The organism is Arthrobacter sp. GW822-FHT05G07, from assembly GCF_058799755.1.
Genome location: NZ_JBXALT010000031.1, coordinates 1 through 569, shown reverse-complemented (window position 1 = coordinate 569; position 569 = coordinate 1). Strand labels below are relative to the sequence as shown.

Below are 569 nucleotides of genomic sequence, written 5' to 3'. Positions count from 1 at the left end.
GACGAACAGATCTGGGGCCTGAAGCGCGGCGGTCACGACTACCGCAAGGTCTACGCCGCGTACAAGGCAGCGACCGAATTCAAGGGCAAACCCACCGTGATCCTGGCCAAAACGGTCAAGGGCTACGGCCTGGGCCCGCACTTCGAGGGCCGCAACGCGACCCACCAGATGAAGAAACTGACCATGGAAGACCTCAAAGCCTTCCGTGACCACCTGCGCATCCCCATCAGCGATGACCAGCTCGACGCGGACCTCTACCGGCCCCCGTACTACCACCCCGGCATGGACGCCCCCGAAATCAAATACCTGATGGAACGCCGGGCAGAACTTGGCGGGTTCGTGCCCGAACGCCGCCGCAAACACACCGAGGTGGTGTTGCCCGAAGCGAAGTCCTACGAGGTCGCCAAACGCGGATCCGGGAAACAACAAGCCGCCACCACCATGGCCTTCGTGAGGCTCCTCAAAGACCTCATGCGGGACAAAAACTTCGGTGCCCGGTTCGTGCCCGTCGTCCCGGACGAATCCCGGACCTTCGGCATGGACGCGTTCTTCCCGACCGCGAAAATCTA

General features: G+C 62.4%; 1 pseudogene. It reads left to right on the top strand.

What is annotated here, in order from left to right:
* Positions 1-569, top strand: a pseudogene (locus AC1RJY_RS24010) (pyruvate dehydrogenase (acetyl-transferring), homodimeric type); the annotation flags it as partial.